At 60.9% G+C, this 17,862-nt stretch carries 20 protein-coding genes; 4 read left to right on the forward strand and 16 right to left on the reverse strand.

Going from position 1 to position 17,862, the window contains the following annotated elements; all coding sequences use genetic code 11:
* Positions 1-49: 49 nt before the first annotated feature.
* The 12 genes from tilS to ruvC form a co-directional block, all read right to left on the reverse strand.
* Positions 50-1,297 carry a tRNA lysidine(34) synthetase TilS gene (tilS, locus tag AC2FJ6_RS04950; RefSeq protein WP_496668543.1) on the reverse strand — a complete coding sequence of 416 codons (1,248 nt, stop codon included), beginning with the start codon at positions 1,295-1,297 and terminating at the stop codon, positions 50-52.
* Positions 1,294-2,118: a tol-pal system protein YbgF gene (ybgF, locus tag AC2FJ6_RS04955; RefSeq protein WP_170770606.1), complete on the reverse strand. Its 825-nt coding sequence runs from the start codon at positions 2,116-2,118 to the stop codon at positions 1,294-1,296. The genes tilS and ybgF overlap by 4 nt, the downstream gene beginning before the upstream one ends.
* A 4-nt stretch (positions 2,119-2,122) precedes the next feature.
* Positions 2,123-2,635, reverse strand: coding sequence for a peptidoglycan-associated lipoprotein Pal (gene pal / locus AC2FJ6_RS04960; protein WP_170769966.1), 513 nt, complete (start codon positions 2,633-2,635; stop codon positions 2,123-2,125).
* Between the two features lie 87 nt (positions 2,636-2,722).
* Positions 2,723-4,042 (reverse strand): Tol-Pal system beta propeller repeat protein TolB, encoded by a 1,320-nt coding sequence (gene tolB, locus AC2FJ6_RS04965; RefSeq protein WP_480548902.1) that lies wholly within the window; start codon positions 4,040-4,042, stop codon positions 2,723-2,725.
* Positions 4,039-5,145 carry a cell envelope integrity protein TolA gene (gene tolA / locus AC2FJ6_RS04970; RefSeq protein WP_496668545.1) on the reverse strand — a complete coding sequence of 369 codons (1,107 nt, stop codon included), beginning with the start codon at positions 5,143-5,145 and terminating at the stop codon, positions 4,039-4,041. The genes tolB and tolA overlap by 4 nt, the downstream gene beginning before the upstream one ends.
* Before the next feature lie 9 nt (positions 5,146-5,154).
* Positions 5,155-5,631, reverse strand: coding sequence for a protein TolR (gene tolR, locus AC2FJ6_RS04975; RefSeq protein WP_480502793.1), 477 nt, complete (start codon positions 5,629-5,631; stop codon positions 5,155-5,157).
* A gap of 1 nt (position 5,632) precedes the next feature.
* Positions 5,633-6,328: a protein TolQ gene (gene tolQ / locus AC2FJ6_RS04980; RefSeq protein ID WP_170769962.1), complete on the reverse strand. Its 696-nt coding sequence runs from the start codon at positions 6,326-6,328 to the stop codon at positions 5,633-5,635.
* 111 nt (positions 6,329-6,439) lie between these two features.
* On the reverse strand, positions 6,440-6,823 hold the full coding sequence (gene ybgC / locus AC2FJ6_RS04985; protein ID WP_486532211.1) for a tol-pal system-associated acyl-CoA thioesterase: 384 nt from the start codon (positions 6,821-6,823) through the stop codon (positions 6,440-6,442).
* Positions 6,820-7,443 (reverse strand): hypothetical protein, encoded by a 624-nt coding sequence (locus tag AC2FJ6_RS04990; protein WP_496668547.1) that lies wholly within the window; start codon positions 7,441-7,443, stop codon positions 6,820-6,822. The genes ybgC and AC2FJ6_RS04990 overlap by 4 nt, the downstream gene beginning before the upstream one ends.
* A gap of 64 nt (positions 7,444-7,507) precedes the next feature.
* A complete protein-coding gene (gene ruvB / locus AC2FJ6_RS04995) occupies positions 7,508-8,527 on the reverse strand; it encodes a Holliday junction branch migration DNA helicase RuvB (protein WP_170769959.1) in 1,020 nt (339 codons plus the stop codon).
* A gap of 4 nt (positions 8,528-8,531) precedes the next feature.
* Positions 8,532-9,209: a Holliday junction branch migration protein RuvA gene (ruvA, locus tag AC2FJ6_RS05000; RefSeq protein ID WP_480877737.1), complete on the reverse strand. Its 678-nt coding sequence runs from the start codon at positions 9,207-9,209 to the stop codon at positions 8,532-8,534.
* Positions 9,206-9,703, reverse strand: a complete 498-nt coding sequence (ruvC, locus tag AC2FJ6_RS05005) for a crossover junction endodeoxyribonuclease RuvC (RefSeq protein ID WP_170769957.1) — start codon at positions 9,701-9,703, stop codon at positions 9,206-9,208. The genes ruvA and ruvC overlap by 4 nt, the downstream gene beginning before the upstream one ends.
* 332 nt (positions 9,704-10,035) lie before the next feature.
* On the opposite strand from ruvC, the gene AC2FJ6_RS05010 reads away from it, so the two are divergent.
* A complete protein-coding gene (locus AC2FJ6_RS05010) occupies positions 10,036-10,248 on the forward strand; it encodes a DUF1127 domain-containing protein (protein ID WP_170769956.1) in 213 nt (70 codons plus the stop codon).
* 104 nt (positions 10,249-10,352) lie between these two features.
* Here AC2FJ6_RS05010 and AC2FJ6_RS05015 read toward each other — a convergent pair whose 3' ends face one another.
* From AC2FJ6_RS05015 to AC2FJ6_RS05030, 4 genes are all read right to left on the reverse strand, one after another.
* Complete coding sequence (locus AC2FJ6_RS05015) at positions 10,353-10,835, reverse strand: hypothetical protein (RefSeq protein WP_237218034.1); 483 nt, start codon at positions 10,833-10,835, stop codon at positions 10,353-10,355.
* A complete protein-coding gene (locus AC2FJ6_RS05020; protein ID WP_170769954.1) occupies positions 10,802-11,674 on the reverse strand; it encodes a 50S ribosomal protein L11 methyltransferase in 873 nt (290 codons plus the stop codon). Before AC2FJ6_RS05020 ends, AC2FJ6_RS05015 begins: the two co-directional genes overlap by 34 nt.
* Before the next feature lie 64 nt (positions 11,675-11,738).
* Complete coding sequence (locus AC2FJ6_RS05025; protein WP_170769953.1) at positions 11,739-12,971, reverse strand: MFS transporter; 1,233 nt, start codon at positions 12,969-12,971, stop codon at positions 11,739-11,741.
* A 73-nt stretch (positions 12,972-13,044) separates the two neighbouring features.
* The gene (locus tag AC2FJ6_RS05030) at positions 13,045-15,270 is read right to left on the reverse strand and encodes a primosomal protein N' (RefSeq protein ID WP_174819351.1); all 2,226 of its coding nucleotides are present in this window, start codon (positions 15,268-15,270) and stop codon (positions 13,045-13,047) included.
* A gap of 59 nt (positions 15,271-15,329) precedes the next feature.
* On the opposite strand from AC2FJ6_RS05030, the gene fsa reads away from it, so the two are divergent.
* The 3 genes from fsa to AC2FJ6_RS05045 all read left to right on the forward strand — a co-directional run bounded on the left by fsa (position 15,330) and on the right by AC2FJ6_RS05045 (position 17,807).
* Positions 15,330-15,983 (forward strand): fructose-6-phosphate aldolase, encoded by a 654-nt coding sequence (gene fsa, locus AC2FJ6_RS05035; protein ID WP_170354905.1) that lies wholly within the window; start codon positions 15,330-15,332, stop codon positions 15,981-15,983.
* Between the two features lie 199 nt (positions 15,984-16,182).
* Positions 16,183-16,890, forward strand: coding sequence for a DUF484 family protein (locus AC2FJ6_RS05040; RefSeq protein ID WP_170769951.1), 708 nt, complete (start codon positions 16,183-16,185; stop codon positions 16,888-16,890).
* A complete protein-coding gene (locus tag AC2FJ6_RS05045; RefSeq protein WP_170769950.1) occupies positions 16,887-17,807 on the forward strand; it encodes a tyrosine recombinase XerC in 921 nt (306 codons plus the stop codon). Before AC2FJ6_RS05040 ends, AC2FJ6_RS05045 begins: the two co-directional genes overlap by 4 nt.
* Positions 17,808-17,862: the final 55 nt, after the last annotated feature.

A 17,862-nucleotide genomic window follows, 5' to 3' on the forward strand; every position in this document is an offset into this window, starting at 1 on the left:
ATGGGGGTCTGCCGGGTTGCCCTATAAAATAGAGATGATTCAAGCAGGTTCAATGCGATAAAAAAGAAGAGTGCAACTCGAACACTTCTGACGCCAATTCCGCCCGCCAACCATTGGAAAAACCCGCCAAAGGCGCCGACAGCAGCGTGTCTTCTGCCCAAATCGCGGGCGATGCCACAAGCGCCGCGCGCGGTTTTCCCAAAGCACGCCAGTCGGGCAACTGCCGCAGCCCGGCCTCTGCCAATGGGCGGACTTGCGCGTCTGATCTTTGCGGACCGGTCAAGATCCAGCGGCTATCCCACAAATCGCCCGGCTTGGAAGGTTGTACGGAAATCGCCCCTAGTTCCCTGCAAATCCACGTGTTCTCGTCCTTGGCAACCACCATACATCCCCCGATTGTGGTTGTTTCTGCTTGGCGCAAAGCCGACAGAGCCTGTTCGACCGCCATCTGCCGCGGCGGATAGCCTGCACCCGCGATCCATTGGATACTGCCCACCAACAGACGCCGTTGGATTTCGCTGGGCAGCGCCACAAAACCAGCGCGATCAACGCAAATGTCGCCCGTCTCAGCCCGCAGAACCTGACGCGCGGTTTCCTGCGTAAACACGTCCAAAGCCTCGCGCGCTTGTGCAAGGTTGTCAGCCACCCGGCTGAGGGAACGGGCGGTTATGCCGATCTCTTCCAACCCTGCCAGAGCCTCACGTGCCTTGATCCGATCAAAGCGCAGGTCGTGATTCGAAGGGTCTTCTATCCAGTCCAACCCGTGTGCATTCAGGTAGTCGCGCAACTCCTGTCGGGTGACATCCAAAAGCGGTCTGAGCAGTTGAACCCCGTTCAGCTCGCGCGCAGCAGGCATCCCAGACAGGCCTGTGACGCCGGACGCGCGACCAAGCCGCAGCAGGACGGTTTCGGCCTGATCGTCGGCAGTGTGACCAAGTGCGATAGCGGGTACATCATTGCGCCGGGCCCAGTCGGTCAGCAACCTGTACCGGGCCTGCCGCGCTTGATCCTGCAAGTTGCCGCTGCCATCCCATCCGGTCCACCGCAACGCTTCATGGGCCAAACCCATGTCTCGGGCCATTTCGGCAACCCGATCGGCTTCAGTGCGAGATTCAGGGCGCAATCCATGATCCACCGTTGCAACGTACAGCGAAACGCCCTGCGCGTTCTCCGCAAGAAGGTGCAGCAAAGCGACCGAGTCGCCGCCGCCTGAAACTGCAACCCCCAAGCGGGCAGGAAGTTGCGCGGGCAGTCGCCTGCGTAACGCATCCTTCAACTTGTCGGGGAATGTGGTCAAGAACAGCCCAGCGACGCCATTTCCTGTGTCGCGCTAGAGGCCGCTGGGGATGCCGGGAACCGCACCCCAACCTCGCTGAGTGTTATACAAGCCTGATCGGTTTGTCCCAGTCGACCCAAGGCCGAGCCGAGCTCAAACAAAGCCTCGGGCGCAAAAGTCCCCTCGGAATCACCGGTGAAACTGGCCAGAAAGGCACGCGCCGCTTCGCGAGTGTCGCCCAACCCTTCCAACGCTTGCCCGCGCTTCAGGTTAGCTTCGGGCGCAAGAGGGCTGCCGGGATATGAGGTATCAAAGCTTGCAAACTGGTCGGCTGCGGCCTGAAAATTGCCCTCGGCCAGCGCTTGCGCGGCAGCGTCGAAATCCGCGCGTTCGCCTATCGCCAACTCACCCTGATCAATCGCCGTGGGCGCAGCAGGCGTTGTCGGAGCAGCTGCCGTAATCTGCGTCTCACCCCCTAGGGTCGAGGTTTCGCCCAGCGTGCTCAGATCGCCACCTTCCAATTCAACCAGACGGAACTCCAGATCGCCGATGCGGTTGGTGCCGTCGGTGACGATATTCTGCACCCGCTGGTTCAACTGCTCAGTCTGACGGGTCAGGCGCTGCAATTCAGCTTCAATCGCGTCCACGCGTTCAAGCACCGAACTGCCGGACAGGTTGGGTGACGGAGACCCCGTCGTCGAAAACTCACGTTTCAGACGCTGGATTTCCACATGCAACACGGTCAACTCCTGCCGGATATCGGCTAGGGTCTGCTGATCCTGTGCTTGTGCCACCCCGGCGGTCGCCAAAACCGCGGCCAGAACCCATCCTGCAACTTTCATCATCTTACCCCAGTGTTGAGCCGGTCAGCACCGTAACCGCACGGCGGTTCTTGGAATAGCAATCCTCGGTACTGCAAATCTCGATCGGGCGTTCCTTGCCAAAGCTGACCGTGGTCAGACGGTTGCCCGCCACCCCGCGCGAGATCAGGTATTCGCGGGCCGCATTCGCCCGACGTGCGCCCAGTGCAAGGTTGTATTCGCGAGTGCCCTGTTCATCTGCGTGGCCCTCGATGGTTGCCACGAAATCGGGGTTCGCCAACAGCCAGTCCGCCTGACCCTGCAGAACGGTCTGCGCTTGCGGTGTAAGGGTCGACTGATCGATCGCAAACAGAACCCGGTCGCCGACGGTCTGCTGGAAATAAGCCGGTGAGCGCGGATCGCTGGGCGATCCTGCGGCCAGACCACCACCATTTGCGCCGCCGCCAAGGCCGCCTCCTAATGTCGAGGGATCGTTGCTGGTGCAGGCGGCCAGAATGCCTAGCACGCCCAAAGCTACCACTTTGCCCAATACGTTCATTTCAAGTGCCTCGTTGTGTTTTCTGTTTATTGCCGCCTGTGTATCACAGCGCGGGTTTCTTGTGAACTTTTCCGACCGCCCCCGCGATCAATTCTGCAAAGGCCCCCAGGACGGATCGCTGCCACCATCCGGCGTGCGCACCGGGCGCAGGTTCCGGCCCGAAATATCCACCGAATACAAAGTCGCCCGACCGCTCGCCCCTTGGGTTTCGCGGGTAAACATGATCACCCGGCCATTGGGCGACCATGTCGGCCCTTCGTCCAGAAAAGACGAGGTCAATAGGCGTTCCTCACTGCCATCGGTGCGCATCACGCCGATATGGAACCGACCTTTGTTTTGCTTGGTGAAAGCGACCAGATCGCCCCGCGGGGACCAGACCGGCGTACCATAACGCCCCTGACCGAAACTGATCCGCGTCGCCTCACCCCCATTTGCGGGCATGATATACAGTTGCGGCGTGCCCGAGCGGTCGCTTTCGAACACGATTTGCGACCCATCTGGCGAATAGCTGGGCGCGGTCTCAATCGCCGGCGTGTTAGTCAAACGCACGCTCTGCCCCGAGGCTAGATCCATTTTCCAAAGATCCGTATTCCCCCCTTGAATCAGCGAATAGACAATCGAGCGTCCATCCGGCGAGAAACGAGGTGAAAAGCTCATCGTGCCGCCGGGCGTGTTCAGCTCGGTGCGGCGGACACGGTCCACATCCAGCACATAGATGCGCGGCTGGCCGGTTTCATAGCTGGTATAAAGCAACCGATCCCCCGTCGGTGAAAAGCGCGGGGCCAGCACGATGGCGGCACTGTCAGTCAGGTACTGCACGTTTGCACCATCGTAGTCCATGATCGCCAGACGTTTCAGACGCTGATCCTTGGGGCCACTTTCCGACACGAAGGCCACGCGACTATCGAAATAACCGCCCTCACCCGTCACGCGGCTATAGACCTGATCGGCCACCTTATGCGCCATGCGCCGCCAGCCATCCGTAGTACCTGCGAACTGCAGCCCGTTGCCAAGCTCTTGCCCGGAGAATACATCCCATACCCGGAAGCGGACCGTTAGCCGGTTGCCCGAGACATTTACCGCCCCAGTAACAAGCGCCTCGGCATTGATCGCCTTCCAGTCGGCAAATTGCAGTGGCGCCTCAAAGCTGCTGACCCGGCTGATAAATGCATCAGACGAGATTTCGCGGAACAGCCCGGTGCCGGTGAGGTCCGCTGCGACAACCCGTGTGATATCTTGCGCGTACTGAGCCGCAGCGGGACCGTCGGGCACGAAACTGGGCACCGCGAAGGGCAAGGGTTCGATGATCCCCTGATCCAGTTCCAAGCGCAGCGGTCCGTTCTGGGCATGAACCGGCGCTGTCAGAAGCGTCAGGCCGAGCAACAGGCTGGTCAGAAATCTCATCATTTGATCCGCATCCTCTCGGGATTGAATGTAATCTCAATATCCTGCCATTGCGCGTATTTGTCAGCAGGCAGGTTGTATCCTTTTGCCCCGCAGCGCAGGATCGCACGTCGGGCGGCCTCATAGGCTTGTCTTGCTGCGCCGTCGGAACCGCCTGAACTGTCGATCAAACGCAAACTGCCACCCACCACCTTGCCATCGGGGGTCAGCGAAAATCCAACGACTACCACCGTTTGCAGCGCATCCGTTGACAAGGACCCAACGTTCCAACACCGCGACACTGCCAAACGCATTGCATCTTTCTCACCACTGGTCAGCGGCGGGCCAGAGGGTTCTGTGCCCTGCCCCAGCGCCTCGGCCAACGCATCTTCGATGGCGCTTTCATCCGCAGGCTGCGGCGCAGGTGTCTCGGGCTCGACTTCGGGTGTTTCTGCCACCTCAGACTGCACCGGAGGGGGCGGTCGGTTTGGCCGAACCTGTGGCCGCGGAGAACTGCGGGGCGCGTATTCCCTGGCTTCCTCGGCCTCGGTCACGATCTCATCCGTGGCCTCTTCGGGAGCGGTCTGATCCTGTTGCTCTTGCTGGATCTCGGCGCCTTCTTCCAAGGACACAGCGGGCGTTTCAATGTCATCGGGTGCAGCCTCGGGCGGAGGCGGTGCAACGGGTTCTGGCGCAACCTTGTCTGCCGGGCGCGGCTGCGCCTCGGGGCCGGGGGGCACGGGCAAGGCGGCCACCTCTGGCGCGGGCGGCTCAAGCGCCGGGGGTTGTTCGATTACCACCGGCTCGGGCGGCGGTTCCACCGCCTCGGGCACCGGGTCAGGCTCGGGCTCGGATGGCTCCGACACCTCGGGCACCGTCTGATCTTCTTCGACCGGCTCGGGCGGCGTCACCTCTTCAACCGGCGTGTCAGGCTGCTGCAAGGCCGCAGGCGTTGTCACCTCGGGCGCATCCCGCTGGGCGGTCATTGCCGCAAATTGCTCAGCCGAGATCACCGAGACATCCTGCACGGCCATCGGCAAGGGTTCGGACCGGAACGTGCCGCCGAACAAGGCCCATCCGATCAAACTGACATGGGCAATCGCCGAGATCTTGGTGCCGGTATCCACCGTGCCGCCTCACTCTCCACCTTCGTCAAGCGTCGGACCGCCCGTGTCGGTGACGAGACCGACATTGGAAAACCCACCCGCATTCAACGCACCCATTACCTGCATTACCTGCGCATAAGGGATCGAGCCATCCGCCCGCAGGAACACACGGTCACTGCTGCGCTCGGACGCGATGGCGCGCAATCTGCCAATCAATTCTTCACGCTGAACATCTGTCGTCTGAATCTGCACCTGACCATCTGCGGTCAGCGTCACGGTCAAAGGTTCCTCATTATCACCGGGCAATGCACTGGCCGCCGTCTTGGGCAGGTCCACCGGCACCCCGACAGTCAACAATGGTGCGGCGACCATGAAGATGATCAGCAACACCAACATAACATCCACAAAGGGCGTGACGTTGATCTCAGCCATCGGCTGGGCACGACCGCGACGACGTCCGCGTCTGCGTCCATTGCTGCCCGAGCTTTGCTGAACCGCAGCGCCCATCCTAGCTGTCCAACTGACGCGACAGGATGGTGGCGAATTCGTCTGCAAAGGCCTCATAGCCGCCCACGATCCGGTCACTATCCGCGCTGAGTTTATTGTAGAAAATCACCGCCGGGATCGCGGCCAACAGGCCCAGACCGGTCGCCAGCAAAGCCTCGGCAATACCGGGGGCTACAACCGCCAGATTGGTGTTTTGTTGTTCGGCAATCTCGATAAAGGCGTTCATGATGCCCCAAACCGTGCCGAACAGCCCGATAAAGGGCGCGGTCGAGCCAACCGTCGCCAAGACCGGCAGACCCTTTTGCAGCGTCTCGGACTCTTTGGCGATGGCCACATCCATTGACCGGTCAATCCGCGCCGTGGCCCCCGCGATCAGCCCGCCATCGGTGCGGTGTGAACGACGCCATTCGATCATGCCCGCAGCGAAAATCTTTTCGGAACTGCCATCGGGCTGCGTGCCGATCTGCTCAAACAACTCATCCAAGGGGTTGCCGGACCAGAACGCCTCATCAAACACCTGCGCCTCACGCCGCGCGGCCCGGTAGTTGATGATCTTCTGAATGATAATCCCCCAGGACCAGATCGACGCACCGATCAGCATCAGCATCACCAGTTTGACGATAAAGGTCGCGCGGGCATACAGCCCCCACATGGAGAAGTCGATCTCCTGCGCCAGCGCCAGCGTTTCAGCTTCCATGAACCTGCTCTTTAGTTTTTGCCTGATGGCCGTTCGTTTGGCCTTGTTTTGATAAACGCTAACGCAGTTGGATATGAAAAGCCAACAGAACCACCCCGGTCCCGCAAAATGTTACATCAATGCGCGAATCTCTGCCGGAAGACGCACCGGTTTGCCCTGCGCATTCATGCAGACCGCCGTGACCGAGGCGGTGAAAACTTCGGTCTCGCCCCGTGTCACCCGCTGCGCCATCGTCAGCCGCGCGCCAGACAGCGACGTGATCCAGGTTTCAATCGTCAACTCATCATCGAATTTCGCAGGGGCCAGATATTCGGCCTCAATCTTACGCACGACCCAGACAATACCCGCATCGCGCATCGCATTCTGGTCGTTACCGATATTGCGCACATAGTCCGAGCGCGCCCTCTCGATGAATTTCAGATAGTTCGCGTGATAGACCACACCCCCCATATCGGTGTCTTCATAGAAAACCCGGACGGTATAGGTATGGGTCATTGCGGTTGCTCCAATCTGGCAAACAGGCGCAACGCATGAGAGGCATCCTGCGCCGCACCCGGCAATACCGGATCGTAGGCCGCACGGATCAGACCCGCAATGTCTGGCCGCAAAATCGTGGCCTCACCCGCCAACGCCAAAGGTGATTGTGTGCGAAATGCCGTGTCGGACCATAGCAAAACGGTCTGCACCACCTGGCTGAGCGCCAGAGTTTCGGCAGGCACCTTCGACAGCTCTTTGTCCATTCGCAAAAACACGAACGCGGCACGGATTGCGCCGTCTTCCTCGAACCGGAAGATACGATATTGGTTGGCATCTACCGCAACCAGTCGTTCGACCAAAGGTGCTAGGTCCGGGACAAGACGATCGAGGTCCGGCACTTCCAACAGCTCATTCCAGTCCCGGAAGAAGAACACCATGCAGTTGGCCCCCAGTTCAGGGTCCGTTTCCGCCATTTTGTGACCGGCCAGCGTGACGACCGCTTCGAACGCCCCTTTGACCGTGGCCAAGGTGTCATCTTCCACCCCGAAAACGATGGGCACAATCGGACGCCCCCAACGTGCGAACAAAAACTCGCCGCTTTCGCGGGTGAACAGCGCTTCGATTTGATCAGGTGTCACGCGCAGACCCTTCTTCTCGTTTCAAATATGGCCGCCGGAGGCTTAAAATCCCTAGCGCTATAATTCAACCAAACAGATCGCTTTGCCCCCGAGGCGCTGCCATACCCAAATGCGTCCACGCCTTTTGTGCCAGCATCCGCCCGCGCGGTGTGCGCTGGATCAAACCCTGCTGCAACAAATAGGGCTCAATCACTTCCTCAAGCGAATCCCGGCTTTCCGACAACGCTGCTGAAAGGGTTTCGATCCCAACTGGTCCACCGGCGTAGTTCTCGGCGATCAGCTTAAGATACCGACGATCCGCGCCGTCCAATCCCAGATTGTCCACGCCCAAACGTGTCAAAGCACCATCGGCCAGATCCCGCGTGATCCGCCCGTCGCCTTCGACGATAGCGAAATCCACCACGCGACGCAGCAGCCGCCCCGCGATCCGAGGGGTCCCGCGCGACCTCCGCGCGATCTCGCGCGCGCCTGCGTCGTCAGCAGGAGCCCCCAGTTTACGGGCGTTTCGCGTGACGATCTCGTGCAGTTCATCGACCGTGTAGAATTGCAGCCGGGTCGGAATGCCAAAGCGATCCCGCAGAGGCGTGGTCAGCAGACCCATCCGGGTCGTCGCCCCGACCAGAGTAAAGGGCTGCAACTCGATCCGCACGGTCCGCGCGGCGGGGCCCTCGCCGATCACCAAATCAAGCTCAAAATCTTCCATCGCCGGGTACAGAACCTCTTCGACGGCGGGGTTCAGGCGGTGGATTTCGTCGATAAATAGAACGTCGCGCGATTCCAGATTGGTCAGGATCGCCGCCAGATCACCCGCCTTGGCCAGAACCGGGCCAGAGGTCATGCGGAAATTCACCCCCAGCTCGCGCGCCATGATCTGCGCCAGCGTCGTCTTCCCAAGGCCCGGAGGACCATGGAACAGTGTATGATCCATTGCTTCGCCCCGCTGACGAGCCGACTGGATGAAGATGCGAAGGTTGGCGCGCGCCTCGGCCTGACCGATGAATTCATCCAATCCCTGCGGGCGCAGGGCGCGGTCATTGTCCTCGGGCAAAGGGTCAGGGCGCAGGGTGGGGTCGGCGTCAGTCATCCATTCAGCCTTTCGGAGCCAGCAGTTTCAACGCCGCCCGGATCAGATCAGCCTCACCCGCGTCCGGCAAGGTGGCGGCCGCTTCGGCCACGGCCGAGGCCGCCTCGGACGGGCCATAGCCGAGGTTCGACAGGGCCGACAACGCACCAGCCGAGGCCGCCGCATTGCCCGAGGCCGGATTCGCAGCGCGTTTGGGCGCAGGCGCTGGCTCAATCAGTTCGACCGGCTCAGGCACAGGGCCGTCCATCGCCTCGGTCACGGTGCCGCCCATGGCCATCACGCCCGGCGCTTTGTCCTTCAGGTCCAATACGATGCGCTGCGCGGTTTTCGGCCCCACGCCTTTGGCCGCCTTGACCGCGCCCCAATCACCCAAGGCAATCGCACGGCTGACCCCATCCGGGCCCAGCGCAGACAGGATCGCCAAAGACACTTTGGCCCCCACCCCCTGCACCGAACACAGCAGGCGATGCCATTCCTTCTCGACCAAAGACAGAAACCCATAAAGCTGCATCAGGTCTTCGCGCACCACCATGTCCGTGTAGATCGAGACCGCCTCCCCCACGCCCGGCAGAGCCGCCATGGTCCGGTCCGAGCAATAGACGATATAACCAACCCCGCGCACGTCGATCAGCACGTGGTCTGCTGCGCGGTAATCCAGGCGTCCAGTGAGTTTTCCGATCATGCCCGCACCTCTTTCATCCGCGCCTGCGGCGCTGCGCCATAGTAGGAATGGCAGATCGCAATCGCCAGCGCATCTGCCGCATCTGCGCCCTTGGGCTGACACCCCGGCAGTTGCAGCTTGACCATGTGCAAGACTTGCTCTTTCTCGGCATGCCCCACGCCCACAACTGTTTTCTTGACCCGGTTGGGCGCATATTCCCCTACCGGCAACCCGGCTTGCGCGAGCGTCAGAAGCGCAACCCCGCGCGCCTGGCCCAGTTTCAACGTGCCCGCACCGTCCTTGTTCACGAAAGTCTGTTCGATCGCGGCCTGATCGGGCGTGTGTTCGGCGATCACCTCGACAATCTGGTTGTGCAGAGACAACAACCGCTCGCCCAAATCATCACCGTCGGATTTGCATAGCCCGTTGGCCACGTGGCTCAGGCGGCTGCCATGCGATTCGATGACGCCCCATCCCAGGGTTCTCAGCCCCGGATCAATGCCCAAAATCCGCATGTTGTGCCCCAGCCTGCTCGGGTTTTTGTGATCTTTCTTACGGGTTAGCACGAAGCGTGAACATTTTCCAAGCGAATTGACGGAAAGTCCAAAAACGACAGACCTGCTCGAGGGGCGACACAATGGCCTGTTTGCGACCGCGAAATGCCTGAATTCGACGTGTTTGATTAAGCAAAAATGACCAGTAAATTAAGGGGCTTTCACGTTTTCAGAGCATTGCAGAAAACGCATAGGACACATGCAATTTCGTCGCTTGTGGTGTCAGATCGACATCCCTAAATGCCGCTCAAACGAAGGATTGAAACTGAACTCTAACCAGAAGGAAACAGGATATGGCCGTACTGGATACCACCCGCGCCACCACTGGCTCGTTCGGCCTTGCTGGCCGTATCGGCGGATTTTTTGCAGCGGTTGTGAACGCCGTTGTGGAATGGAACGACGCCCGAGTGACCCGCAACGCGCTGAGCGGTCTGAGTGACCGTGAACTGGACGATATTGGCATGTGCCGCGGCGATATTGACGTCGTAGCGGATAGCCGCCGGTAAGATTTAGACCACCACTCACACGCCCCTATCTCCTCCCTCGGGGGCAAAGCAGAACGCCGCGCATTGATTTATGCGCGGCGTTTCTGATTCAGATTTGCAAAAAATCAGGGCAGATAGCTTGAGACCTGCGCGGCCAGAAAGGCAGAAATCGGGTCAATCTGCATGATCCAGGCCCCAGCCTGTTCGACCGACGTCCCTTGGCTTAGACTGTCAACGCGGTATTCATAGGCGGACGGCCCAAGGCTCGCTAAAAGAAAGGTCTTGAATGCAAAAAAGCCCACAAGGCACATCAGCAACACTTTGGCAGGCACCGCAGACTGAACGCGCTGCGGCCTCATCACCACCAGGCCATCTTTGCGCATCGTCGCACGATAACCACGGCTGAGTTTCGCGTGTTTTTTGTTCAGACGATGAACGCGCTGATCAAATTCCAGTTGTTTTCCAGTCATGGCAGCCTCCAATAACCGCCCCCGATATGCATCTTTGAACGGTAGACAGAGATTGCGCCAAAAAAGTGGCAGGAATCCACAAAACTCCTGTAAATGGCCCGATTTTAGCCCTGTTTGCTTAAGATTAGCGTCGTCCATTCGCCAATCTCGTCCCGACGGGCCAGATTGAACCCGTTTTGTGAATAAACGGAAACCACATCATCGGCCTGTTCATTGAGGATTCCCGACAAGATCGCGTACCCCCCTGCCCGCAGATTCGCCCCAATTTCCGGCGACAACGCGACCAGCGGCCCCTTGAGGATATTGGCAAAGATCAGGTCATAGGGCGCGTGGGCCTTCAGGTCGGGGTGATCGAACCCGGCAGCCTCGACGCACTGCACCTGACCGGCCATGCCATTGGCTTTCAGGTTCGCCTCGGCCACATCCACGGCCACCTGATCAATATCGCTGGCGATGATATCTCCATCCCAGACTCGCGCGGCGGCCATGGCAAGAACGGCAGTGCCACAGCCGATATCGGCCACTTTTGTCGCCTCGAACCCCTCATTCAGCAGATGATCCAGCGCCTTGAGGCAACCAAGTGTGGTGCCGTGATGCCCGGTGCCAAAGGCCATCGCGGCCTCGATCAGCAGGGGAATGCGGCCTTCGGGCAGTTTGTCGGCGTCGTGACTGCCGTAAACAAAGAAGCGCCCGGCCTCGACCGGAGCCAGTTCGCGACGCACATGGGCGACCCAATCGGTTTCGGGCAGCTCCGAGACGACAAAGGGCTTGGCTTGGAACGCGGCGGCCAGAACGGCCAGCGCGGTTTCATCTGGGGTTTCGGTGAAATAGCCGCCAACCTCCCATAGGCCCGAGCCGTCCTCGACCTCGAACACACCAACGCCGGTAGGTTCCGGCTCCAGACGCTCCATTGCTTCGCCCAAGCCTTCGGCGGCTTTCTTGCCCATCAGAGTGGTCAGCGCAGTGAATGTGGGCATGGGGGCCTCCTGTTTGGGTTTCCCCTGCGCCTAGGCCGCCGGGCAGGCAAGGTCAAGCGCTGGCTTATTCCGCAGGGGCCGGGGCGTATTTTGACAGGATGGTTTCATTGCCCGGCTCGGGGTGGCGCGGGATCAGCAACGACAAGGCCAGCGAGATCATCGCCATCGCTGCCGCCAGCGTAAACACCGCGCCGGGCGAGACCACCCACAGCAAACCCAGCAACGCCGGCAGGAACACGGCGGCGATGTGGTTGATCGTAAAGGCCACGGCTGCGGTTGGTGCGATATCGGCAGGGTCGGCGATTTTCTGGAAATAGGTTTTCAGCGCCAATGCCAGCGCGAACAGCACGTGGTCGATCACGTAAAGGATCGCGGCCAGCACCACGCCCCAGCCAAACCAATAGATGCCGCCATAGGCCGCGAACACGATGGCCAGACCGGCATATTCAAAGATCAGCGTGCGGCGCTCGCCGAACACGGACACGGCTTTGCCCAGCATCGGAGCGGCGGCCATGTTGATCACTAGATTGATCAGATAGAGGCTGGTTAGCTCATGCACCTCGAACCCAAATTTCTCGACCATCATGAAGCCTGCGAAGACGACAAAGATCTGCCGCCGGGCACCGGCCATGAATTGCAGGGCGTAATACAGCCAATAGCGTTTGCGCAGGATCAGTTTCTTGGTCTGCGGCGTCGGCGCATCGAATTGCGGGTAAGCCAGCAGGCAGAACAGCGCCAACAGGGCCGTCACGCCGCCCGCCGCCATGAAGACGAAGTTATAGGACAGATCGAACCGGTCCCATGTCAGTACGATCAAACCGTACACCACTGCTGTCGCCGCTGAGCCCATCGCGACCAGCCAGCCCAACACCTGCGGCGCACGATCCTTGGGCAACCATTGCAGTTGCAGCGACTGGTTTACCGTCTCGTAATAGTGAAACCCGATCGAGCTGAACAGCGTCACGAACAGCAGCCCGCCAAGGCTGGGGAACCACGCAGTGATTGCCGTCGCAACGCCCAGCATCATCAGCGAGATCATCGCCAGCACTTGCTCGCGGATAAAGATGATCACCGCGATCACGCCTACGGCCAGAAATCCGGGAATTTCACGCACTGTATGCAGCAGGCCTATGTCTGCGCCGTCGAAATTCGCGACCTCGATGACGAAATTGTTCAGCAGCGCGCTCCATGCGTTAAACGCAATGGGCATCATCAACGCCATCATGAACAAGAGCGTTATGGGACGGCGCCAGAACGGAAGGCTCTGCGCATCAGAGAGCGGCATGGGTTTCAGCATGACACCGCTCTACGCTCATTTTTTCGGTTTGGCGAGGGGGCAGACGCACAGGCGGTCTGCACCGGTGCAGAGGTCAGTAAAAACTCTGCGGGTCGATATCGACGGTCAGGCGGATATCGCCCTTCAGACGCAGGGGCGCAATCCAGCGGGCGATAGCATCCTGAATCGGCGTGCCTTTGGGGGCTTTGACCAGCAGGCGTACACGGTGCCGCCCACGTATTCGTGCTATTGGCGCGGGCGCAGGTCCGAAGACTTGGGCATCTATGGCGCGTAGCGGCGCATCGTTGCGTGCCATCGCGTTGCCGATGTCGAAAACCGGACCGACCTCGGGCCCGGACAGCACGATCCCGGCCATGCGCCCATAGGGCGGAACGCCTGCGGCCTGACGCCCGGCGGCCTCGGCCTTCCAGAACCCTTCTTCATCGCCCGACAGGATGGCGCGGATCACTGGGTGTTCGGGCTGGAATGTCTGTAACAGCGCCTGCCCCGGTTTATCCGCCCGTCCCGCCCGGCCTGCAACCTGCCGCATAAGCTGGAATGTGCGCTCCGCTGCCCGCAGGTCGGCCCCGTGCAGCGACAGGTCGGCATCAATCACTCCCACCAAAGTCAGCTTTGGAAAGTTGTGCCCCTTGGCCACCAGCTGCGTGCCGATGACGATATCCGCGTCGCCCTCGGCAATCTCTTCGATCTTAGCCTTCAACGCGCGGGCTGAACCGAACAGATCGGAACTCAGCATCGCGATCTTAGCCTCGGGGAAAGTGGCCTCCGCCTCTTCTGCCAGCCGCTCGATACCCGGCCCGACCGGGGCAAGCTTGCCTTCGACCCCGCATGACGGGCAGGTATCCGGCATGGGCTTTGTCTCACCGCACTGGTGGCACATCAGGCGTTTAAGGAACCGGTGTTCCACCATCCGCGCATCGCAATGATCACAGGCAATCTGTTCGCCGCACGCCCGGCACAGCGTCACTGGCGCATAGCCACGGCGGTTGATGAACAGCAGCGATTGTTCCCCGCGTTCGATCCGCTGCCGCACCGCCTGCCGCAGCGACGGCGAAATCCATGTCCCCGGCTGCATCTGCTCAGCCCGCATATCGATGGGCTTCATTTCGGGCAGCACCGCCGCCCCAAAGCGCGAGGTCAGGTCCAGCCGCTCATATTTTCCGGCCTCGGCATTCGCCCAGCTTTCCAGCGAGGGCGTCGCACTGGCCAGAATCACGCGCGCCCCGCAGATCGAGGCGCGCAGCACCGCCATATCCCGCGCGCTGTAATGCACGCCGTCTTCCTGCTTGTACGAGGTGTCGTGTTCTTCATCGACCACCACCAGCCCCAGATCGCGGAACGGAAGAAACAGCGCCGAACGCGCGCCGACGACCAGTTGCGCTTCCCCCTGCCCGACCATGCGCCAGACCCGCCGGCGTTCGGTCATGGTTGCACCCGAGTGCCATTCGGCAGGCCGCGCGCCGAACCGAGCCTCGACCCGCGTCAGAAATTCGGCGGTCAGGGCGATCTCGGGCAGCAGAACCAGCGCTTGCCGCCCCATGCGCAGGGCTTCGGCGACGGCCTCTAGGTAAACCTCGGTCTTGCCCGAGCCGGTGACACCCTTCAGCAACGTTGTCCCATAATCCCCGGAACGTTGCCCAGCCTGCAGGCGCGCGACCGCGGCGGCCTGATCGTCAGTCAACGCCTTGCCCGGCAAGTCCGGGTCCAGCCGGGGATAGGGCAAATCACGTGGGCTGTCTTCCTCGCGCACTGCGCCTTGCTTGACCAACCCCTTGACGACCGAGGACGTCACCCCCGCCTGCTCGGCCAACTCCTTTAACGTGAACGCCAAGCCGCCGTAGTCGCGCAGCACCTCAAGCACGCGGGTCCGCGCATCGGTCATGCGGTCTGGCTCGGCACTGCCCAAACGATAGATTTTCCGCATCGAGGGCGGATCGCCCAGCCCCGGCGCACGGGTCGCCAAGCGCAGCATCGCAGGCATCGGTGTCAGCGTGTAATCGGCCACCTTGCCCAGAAACAACCGCATCTCTTCGCGCATCGGCGCAACCTCGAGCACCCGGATCACGGATCGCGCCTTGGCCAGATCAAAACCGCCCTGCCCCGGCCCCCAAACCACACCCAGAACCTTGCGCGGGCCCAGCGGCACCTCGACAAACGCGCCCAGAAAACACCCGCCCTCGGGCGCTTTGTAATCCAGCGTCCGGTCCAAGGGCTGTGTGGTCAGCACAGCCACCAGCTCACCCTGATCGAAATACTCCTGCGCGCTCACCGCATCTCCTCGGGTCGGGGGTTTCAGCATCGGTGTTATTGGGGTAAAGCCATCCGCAACCAAGGCCAACCCATCAAAGGACTGCCCGCATGAAATTCTTCGTAGACACCGCCGAGATCGACGCCATCGCCGAACTGAACGATCTGGGAATGGTAGACGGTGTGACCACCAACCCCTCGCTGATCCTGAAATCGGGCCGCGATATTCTAGAAGTCACCAAAGAGATCTGTGATCTGGTCGACGGCCCCGTATCCGCCGAAGTCGTCGCGACCGAGGCCGACGACATGATCGCCGAAGGCCGTAAGCTGGCCCAGATCGCGCCGAACATCGCCGTGAAGGTTCCGCTGACATGGGCGGGGCTGAAAACCTGTAAAACCCTGTCCGACGAAGGCCAGATGGTCAACGTCACGCTCTGCTTCTCGGCCAATCAGGCACTGCTCGCCGCCAAGGCGGGCGCGACCTTTATCTCGCCCTTCATCGGCCGTCTGGACGATATCAACCTCGACGGCATGGATCTGATCGCTGATATCCGCCAGATCTATGACAATTACGGATTCGAGACCGAAATTCTGGCCGCCTCGATCCGCACCGTGAACCACGTGACCGACAGCGCTCGCATCGGCGCCGACGTGATCACTGCCCCGCCCGCCGTGATCAAGAAACTGGCCGATCACCCGCTGACCGACAAGGGGCTTGAAACCTTCCTGGCCGACTGGGCCAAGACCGGTCAGAAAATCCTCTGATCCCTGACACTGCCGCGCGGTGCTGCCAGGCACCGCGCCCGGCCCAACTGCCAGCCCTGATCGCAGATCAGGGTCTTGCAGACGGGAGAGGCCCCGTCGCGCAAATGACGGGAAATCCAACCACAGGCTCACTTTTCCCAAGGCAAATCGGTCCAGCCGTGTTATAAGGCCGCAAAACATAAAAAAGACCGGACGGGACATGAGCAGCAATACCAAACTCAAGGACACTCTCCGCGAGGCGATTCTGGCCGAGCCTGACGCCGTGCTGGACGACAAGGACCTGATGCAGGCCCTCGTCGCCGCCAATGAACAAGCGCGCGGAGATAACATCGTCGACCTGCGCGGCATCGCCATGCAGCGGCTCGAAGCGCGGCTGGATCGGCTTGAAGACACCCACCGCTCGGTCATCGCGGCCGCTTATGAAAACCTTGCGGGTACCAATCAGGTGCACCGCGCCATCCTGCGCCTGCTGGAGCCCACAGGGTTCGAGGACTTCCTGACCACCCTTGGCTCAGACGTCGCCGAAATTCTGCGCGTGGATCGGATCACGCTGGTCCTGGAAACCACCGTCCTGCAGGAAGACCCCGCGATCGAAAAACTGGGCGGAGCGCTGGCCGTAGTCGAGCCCGGCTTTGTCGACAACTACCTGACTTTCGATCGCAGCGGCCCCGCCCGCGAAGTCGTGCTGCGCGAGGTCATCCACCCCACACACCGTATCTTCGGCGATCAGGCCGATCACCTGCGGTCCGAAGCCTGCATGCGGCTGGACTTGGGCGAAGGCCGCCTGCCCGGCATGATCATCATGAGCGCGAAAGACCCCAACCACTTTTCGCCGCAACTGGGCACCGACCTGCTGACCTTCTTTGCCGGTGTTTTTGAACGGTCCATGCGCAACTGGCTGTCATGAGCCTGATCTCTCCGGCCTGCCGCGACGCGTTGCAGCACTGGCTCGAGGGTCTCGTCGCGCTTTCAGGTCGATCAACCAACACTCAAGCCGCTTACCACAGCGACGTGAATGATTTCCTATCCTTTATGACCCTGCACCATAGCGAGCGTCAGGGTTTGGCAGCACTGGCTCGGATCACCGTATCCGATATGCGGGCCTGGATGGCGGATCAGCGCGGCTCGGGCGTCGGCGCGCGTTCGCTGGCGCGCAAGTTATCGGCTGTCAAAAGCTTCTACCGCTGGCTGGCAGAACGTGAAGGGTTCGAGCCGACCGCGGTCTTGTCGACCCGCGCGCCCAAATTCACCAAGAAACTGCCCCGCCCCGTCGACGAAGATGCTGCCCGCGCCCTGATCGAAACGGTCGAACTGCAATCGACCAATGATTGGGTCTCTGCGCGCGACGTGGCCGTGGTCACATTACTCTATGGTTGCGGGTTGCGGATTTCCGAGGCGCTGTCGCTGACCGGCGCTGACGCCCCCCTGCCACAATCGCTGCGAATTGTTGGCAAAGGCAACAAGGAGCGCATCGTCCCGGTCCTGCCCGCCGCACAAGCAGCTCTGGACCGGTATCTGGCGCTCTGCCCTCATCCGCTGGACAAGACCAAGCCATTGTTTCGTGGTGTCCGCGGCGGGGCGCTGAACCCGCGTGCCATTCAGGGCGTCATGGCCAAGGCGCGTCAGCAGTTGGGCCTGCCCGCGACGGCCACCCCACATGCGTTGCGCCACAGCTTTGCCACGCACCTGCTGTCTGCGGGCGGCGATCTTCGCGCCATACAGGAATTGCTGGGGCATGCCTCTCTGTCGACCACGCAAACCTACACCGCCGTGGACACCGCCCGGTTGATGGAAGTCTACGACCGCACTCACCCGAAAGCCTGACATAATTGCAATTTCACCAAACAGGGCATTTTGCTTTGCATCTTGGACACGCATC

The organism is Ruegeria sp. CDSA089, assembly GCF_059612205.1.

Bases quoted from the DNA above. Each gene is read 5' to 3' on its own strand.
- AC2FJ6_RS05020 (WP_170769954.1), bottom strand. From the start codon at position 11,674: ATGCCCACATTCACTGCGCTGACCACTCTGATGGGCAAGAAAGCCGCC.
- AC2FJ6_RS05045 (WP_170769950.1), top strand. From the start codon at position 16,887: ATGAGCCTGATCTCTCCGGCCTGCCGCGACGCGTTGCAGCACTGGCTC.
- AC2FJ6_RS05015 (WP_237218034.1), bottom strand. From the start codon at position 10,835: ATGGACGACGCTAATCTTAAGCAAACAGGGCTAAAATCGGGCCATTTA.
- tolB (WP_480548902.1), bottom strand. From the start codon at position 4,042: ATGATGAGATTTCTGACCAGCCTGTTGCTCGGCCTGACGCTTCTGACA.
- AC2FJ6_RS05010 (WP_170769956.1), top strand. From the start codon at position 10,036: ATGGCCGTACTGGATACCACCCGCGCCACCACTGGCTCGTTCGGCCTT.
- pal (WP_170769966.1), bottom strand. From the start codon at position 2,635: ATGAACGTATTGGGCAAAGTGGTAGCTTTGGGCGTGCTAGGCATTCTG.
- AC2FJ6_RS05030 (WP_174819351.1), bottom strand. From the start codon at position 15,270: ATGCTGAAACCCCCGACCCGAGGAGATGCGGTGAGCGCGCAGGAGTAT.
- fsa (WP_170354905.1), top strand. From the start codon at position 15,330: ATGAAATTCTTCGTAGACACCGCCGAGATCGACGCCATCGCCGAACTG.
- ruvA (WP_480877737.1), bottom strand. From the start codon at position 9,209: ATGATCGGAAAACTCACTGGACGCCTGGATTACCGCGCAGCAGACCAC.
- ruvB (WP_170769959.1), bottom strand. From the start codon at position 8,527: ATGACTGACGCCGACCCCACCCTGCGCCCTGACCCTTTGCCCGAGGAC.
- tolQ (WP_170769962.1), bottom strand. From the start codon at position 6,328: ATGGAAGCTGAAACGCTGGCGCTGGCGCAGGAGATCGACTTCTCCATG.
- ybgF (WP_170770606.1), bottom strand. From the start codon at position 2,118: ATGAAAGTTGCAGGATGGGTTCTGGCCGCGGTTTTGGCGACCGCCGGG.
- ruvC (WP_170769957.1), bottom strand. From the start codon at position 9,703: ATGCGGATTTTGGGCATTGATCCGGGGCTGAGAACCCTGGGATGGGGC.
- AC2FJ6_RS05040 (WP_170769951.1), top strand. From the start codon at position 16,183: ATGAGCAGCAATACCAAACTCAAGGACACTCTCCGCGAGGCGATTCTG.
- ybgC (WP_486532211.1), bottom strand. From the start codon at position 6,823: ATGACCCATACCTATACCGTCCGGGTTTTCTATGAAGACACCGATATG.
- AC2FJ6_RS05025 (WP_170769953.1), bottom strand. From the start codon at position 12,971: ATGCTGAAACCCATGCCGCTCTCTGATGCGCAGAGCCTTCCGTTCTGG.
- tolR (WP_480502793.1), bottom strand. From the start codon at position 5,631: ATGGGCGCTGCGGTTCAGCAAAGCTCGGGCAGCAATGGACGCAGACGC.